Source organism: Haladaptatus sp. (genome assembly GCF_049589095.1).
Lineage (GTDB): Archaea > Halobacteriota > Halobacteria > Halobacteriales > Haladaptataceae > Haladaptatus.
This window is the reverse complement of the sequence record NZ_JBAWAC010000430.1, coordinates 1-4,249: the sequence shown is the minus strand read 5'-3', so window position 1 is coordinate 4,249 and position 4,249 is coordinate 1. Positions and strand designations below refer to the sequence as shown.

At 59.2% G+C, this 4,249-nt stretch carries 4 protein-coding genes and 1 tRNA gene; 3 read left to right on the top strand and 2 right to left on the bottom strand.

The features are described from left to right. Positions 1 to 129: 129 nt before the first annotated feature. Positions 130 to 204, bottom strand: a tRNA-Glu gene (locus WBV42_RS13545). Between the two features lie 120 nt (positions 205 to 324). Further along, positions 325 to 2,292 carry a 3-hydroxyacyl-CoA dehydrogenase NAD-binding domain-containing protein gene (locus tag WBV42_RS13540; protein WP_423986494.1) on the bottom strand — a complete coding sequence of 656 codons (1,968 nt, stop codon included), beginning with the start codon at positions 2,290 to 2,292 and terminating at the stop codon, positions 325 to 327. Positions 2,293 to 2,407: 115 nt separating this feature from the next. Between WBV42_RS13540 and WBV42_RS13535 the strand changes: the two genes are divergently transcribed. The 3 genes from WBV42_RS13535 to WBV42_RS13525 form a co-directional block, all read left to right on the top strand. Continuing rightward, entirely contained in the window at positions 2,408 to 3,562 is a 1,155-nt protein-coding gene (locus tag WBV42_RS13535; RefSeq protein ID WP_423986493.1) for an acyl-CoA dehydrogenase family protein, read from the top strand. Positions 3,563 to 3,634: 72 nt separating this feature from the next. Next, complete coding sequence (locus WBV42_RS13530; RefSeq protein WP_423986492.1) at positions 3,635 to 4,006, top strand: DUF7344 domain-containing protein; 372 nt, start codon at positions 3,635 to 3,637, stop codon at positions 4,004 to 4,006. A gap of 183 nt (positions 4,007 to 4,189) precedes the next feature. After that, on the top strand, positions 4,190 to 4,249 hold a 60-nt coding region (locus WBV42_RS13525), incomplete at its 3' end, for a twin-arginine translocation signal domain-containing protein (protein WP_423986495.1).

Here is a 4,249-nt window from a genome sequence, read left to right as displayed (position 1 = left end):
GTATAAATACGCGATTTTTTAGGATCGTGTTCACAGATGTTTCCAAATTTGAATCGTATCGGCGTATGGCATAGGTTTGTCTCCATGCTATGCCACGTATGAAAATTACAAGACGGCGAAGCCGTCGTATGCTCGGTCAGGGATTTGAACCCTGGTCCTCGGCTCGAAAGGCCAAGATGATTGGCCGGACTACACCAACCGAGCGTCCTGCGCTTCTGCGCACTCATTGCTTTCTGTTGGACTAGTTTAAACCTTCCGTTATCGACCGACAGCGGGCCGATTCCGCGTCAATTGGTGTCACCCCTTTTGGGAAGGGGTGGCAGTTTACTTGCCTTCGAATTCGGCGTCGCGCTTGCCCATGAACGCGGTGATGCCTTCCATCAGGTCGTCCGTCGCCATCAAGTGGCCGAACGCTTGGGCTTCGATTTCGAGTCCGGCCTCCGTGCTCTCCCATCCCTTGAGCATCGCACGCTTCGTGAACTTCTGTGCGATCGGCGGGCCGCCCGCGAGTTTCGTGGCCAGTTCGAAGGCGCTCTCCTCGAACTCCTCGGTCGGGACGACTTCGTTCAGGAAGCCGTAGTCGGCCATCGTCTCGGGTTCGAAGCGGTCCGCGGTGAAGATTATCTCCTTCGCGCGCCCCTCGCCGACGATGTGCTGGAGGCGTTGGGTGCCGCCCCACCCCGGCAGGAGGCCGAGGTCGTGTTCGGGCTGACCGAGTTCCGAGCGCTCGCTGGCGATTCGGAGGTCGGCGCACATCGACAGCTCCATCCCGCCGCCGAGACAGTAGCCGTCGATTCCGGCGACGACCGGCATCGAACAGGATTCGAGTTTACCGAACGTCTCCTGGCCTTTGCGCGAGAGTTCGATGGCTCCGATGGGGTCGGCACCGCCCGCGGCCATGCTCTGGACGTCCGCTCCGGCGGAGAACGCCTTGTCGCCCTCGCCCGTGATGAGGACGGCACGGACCTCGTCGTCCGCCTCCAGTTGGTCGATTGCGACCGACAGTTCGTCCAGCAGTTCCCCGCTGATGGTGTTCATGCGGTGTGGGCGGTCGAGGACGATCTGTCCGACCATCTCACCGGGTTTCTCGATGCGGATGGCCTCGAACTCGATGCCTTCGTCATCGTCCGGGTCGGCGAAGCCGCCGACCTCGGCGCGCTCTTCGAGGTAGTCCGCGGGTTCGTAGCGTTCCGAACCCGTCTCCTCGTGGAGGGATTCGAGCGTTTCCAGCAACGTCGACAGTCCGGCGTCGTCCGCCATCCGGGCCGGTCCTTCGGGGAAACCAGCGCCGAGCATGACCGCCTCGTCGATTTCCCCGGCGGGCGCGACGTCGTTGCCGACGAGTTTGGCGACCTCGTTCGCCATCACGGCTTGCAGGCGGAGGATGACGTCCTCGTTTCCAGCGTCGGTCGGGATATCGACACCGCCGTCCTCGTAGTCGTAGAATCCCGTTCCGGTTTTCTTGCCGAGGTTCCCCTCCTCGACCTTTTCGGCGAGCAGCGGGCACGGCTCGTAAGCGTCACCGAGCACCTCGTGCATGTATTCGAGGACGTGATAGCCGACGTCGATGCCGACCTGGTCCGCGAGTTCGAAACTGCCCATCGGTAGTCCCATGTCGAACTTCGTCGCGCTGTCCACTTCCTCAATGGTGGCGTCGCCGGATTCGACGATCCACGCAGCCTCGTTCATCAGGGGGACGAGCACGCGGTTGACGATGAACCCGGGGCTGTCCTTGCGCACGCGGACGGGGGATTTGCCCATCTCCTCGGCCAACTCCTCGGTGACGTCGAGAATGTCCTCGTTCGTGTGGGCACCCGTGATGACTTCGACGAGTTGCATCCGAACCGGCGGGTTGAAAAAGTGCATCCCGCAGAACTGTTCGGGGCGCTCGGTCACCTCGGAGAGTTCGGTGATCGAGAGACTGGACGTGTTGGTGGCGAAAATCGTGTGGTCGGGGGCGTACTCCTCCAGTTCCCCGTACACGTCCTTTTTGATCTCCATCTTCTCGGGGACGGCTTCGATGACGAAGTCGGCGTCCGAGACGGCCTCTTCGAAGTCCACGAGCGGCGTCACGCGGTCCAGCGCGGCGTCGGCGTCCGCCTCGCTGATCTGATCATTTTCGGCCAGTTTTCCGAGGCTCCACTCGATTCCCTCGTAGCCGTTCTGGACGAACTCCTCTTTGATATCCCGCAGGTTCACGTCGAATCCCGCGAGCGCCGCGACTTCAGCGATTCCGTGGCCCATGTTGCCTGCGCCGAGAACCGCTATGGTGTTGATATCTTCGAGCTCCATGCAAGAACCCTCGTTACGGGGGTGTTTCAACGTTTCTCTATGCGAACTAATAAACGCCCATCCAGTTTATGTCCGGTTACAAAACGATTTATCCGTGGCCCCGTAATCCATCCACATGGACTTCGAACTATCAGAAGAGCAGCAAGCTATTCGTGACGAAGTGCGGCGATTCGCGGAGAACGAGGTCGCACCGATCGCGAAGGAGTACGACCAGAAGGAGGAGTACCCGTGGGAAATCATCGACAAAGCGGCCGAGATGGGGCTGACCGGCGCGAACATCCCCATCGAGTACGGTGGGGCGGGCTACTCGCCACTCGAAGTCGCCATCATCGTCGAGGAACTGTTCGCCGTCGATCCGGGTATCGGCCTCTGTATCACGAGTACCGCGTTCGGCGGGGACGCCATCCGTGAGTTCGGGACGGAAGAGCAGAAGGAGGAGTACCTCGCCCCCGTCGCGGCGGGCGACGCGGTCATGGGTACCGCCATCAGCGAACCGGACACGGGTTCGGACGTGTCTTCGGTCTCCACGACCGCCGAAAAGGACGGCAACGAGTGGGTCATCAACGGCAACAAGATGTGGATCACCAACGGGTCCATCGGTGACTTCTTCGTCGTCATGACGAAGACCGACCCCGAAGCCGAGGACCGCTATGCCGGGTTCTCCCAGATCATCGTCGAGTCCGACCGTGACGGCTTCGAAGCCGACAAGATCACGGGTAAACTCGGTATCCGTGCCTCCGACACCGCCGAACTCATCTTCGACGACGTGCGCGTCCCCGAGGAGAACCTCGTCGGTACGCGCGGCATGGGCTTCCTACAACTCATGCAGTTCTTCGACGAAACCCGTACGGCCGTCGCCGCACAGGGTGTCGGTATCGCCAAGGGTGCGTGCGAACGCGCCCTCGAATACGCCCAAGAGCGTGAACAGTTCGGGCGTTCCATCAGCGACTTCCAAGCCATCCAGCACAAACTCGCCGAGATGCACACGAAGACGGAGGCCGCACGCAACCTCACCTACAAATCCGCGTGGAGCGTCTCCGAGGGCGACGGACAACTGACCCAGTTGGCGTCGATGGCGAAGGAGTTCTCCTCGCGTACCGCCGTCGAGTGCGCCGACGAAGCGGTTCAGATTCACGGCGGGTCCGGATACGTCAACGATTTCGACGTGGAACGACTGTACCGTGATGCGAAGATCACCCAAATCTACGAGGGAACGACGGAAATACAGAAGAACATCATCGCCCGGGAACTGCTCGGTAAAGGGTTCTGAGCGCGCGCCCTGGGACACCTAAGTGTGTAGGCATCGGCCTTTTGGATTTCTATTTCGATAGTTCGGACAACCATGAGTTCCAATTCAACCGGTGCTTCGGAGACGGACTCGACGGAACAACACACCGGAGCGAACGACCTCGACGTAGTGATGGAACTACTGGCGGACCACCGTCGTCGACACGTCCTTTACTGTCTTCGGAGTAGCGACTGCCCCCTCGACTTGGAACGTCTCGCCGAGCAAATCGTGGATCTGGACGACCGCACGACGGGGGATAAACGGGAAATCCTCATCGAACTACGCCACAACCATATCCCGAAGATGGATGCGGCCGGGGTCATCGAATGGGAAAGCGACGGAATCCGATTCGATGGATCGGAGACACTCATCGAATCGTACCTCGATCTCACTGCCGAATTGGAACCCGACGTGAGTTTTCGGTAATCGACGTCCGTTCTTTTCCCTCATTCTCCATAGCGCATACGTAATCGCCCGCAACGGAAGATATATTCCATAATAATTATATTAAAATTTAATTCTTTCCGGAGATCATCTATCATCGAGTGGTTCGTTAGCAGTTGCCGAAATCGATAACATTAAACAGAATAAGTATTGGCATCTATTGGAATGTCACAAAAACCAACGAGACGTTCATTTTTGAAAGGTGCAGGGGTGGCACTTGCTGGA

Bases quoted from the DNA above. Each gene is read 5' to 3' on its own strand.
- WBV42_RS13540 (WP_423986494.1), bottom strand. From the start codon at position 2,292: ATGGAGCTCGAAGATATCAACACCATAGCGGTTCTCGGCGCAGGCAAC.
- WBV42_RS13535 (WP_423986493.1), top strand. From the start codon at position 2,408: ATGGACTTCGAACTATCAGAAGAGCAGCAAGCTATTCGTGACGAAGTG.
- WBV42_RS13530 (WP_423986492.1), top strand. From the start codon at position 3,635: ATGAGTTCCAATTCAACCGGTGCTTCGGAGACGGACTCGACGGAACAA.